General features: G+C 40.7%; 1 pseudogene. It reads right to left on the bottom strand.

What is annotated here, in order from left to right:
- Window positions 1–250: pseudogene (locus R2R70_RS19345) on the bottom strand (hypothetical protein); the annotation flags it as partial.
- Between the last annotated feature and the right edge of the window lie 84 nt (window positions 251–334).

Here is a 334-nt window from a genome sequence, read left to right as displayed (position 1 = left end):
CACTAGCCTCTTCAAAGCCACTACTTACTTGCTGCACATTTTTAACCACTAAGTAAAGTGTGGCAGGAAGCGTTAAGCTTAATCCAAGTACCGCAATTGTCATCATAGATGCCAGTGGCGTACGCCACATTTCACCCAGGCTATGAATCCCTTGGCGAAAAATATTAACGATAAAAAAGTAGCCATTTGAAATAACTGATTTTTTTTGTTTTTCGTTTTTGTTTTGGCGGCTTTTAAACAGTAAACTCATAATGCCCCCTGCGCTAATGGATCTTCAAGCATTCTGCCATCCTTTAACGTTAAGCTCCTATACTTCATGCGTGCAACAAGGCCT

Source organism: Cobetia sp. SIMBA_158 (assembly GCF_046566945.1).
Lineage (GTDB): Bacteria > Pseudomonadota > Gammaproteobacteria > Pseudomonadales > Halomonadaceae > Cobetia > Cobetia amphilecti.
This window is presented reverse-complemented; position numbering and strand designations above follow the sequence as displayed.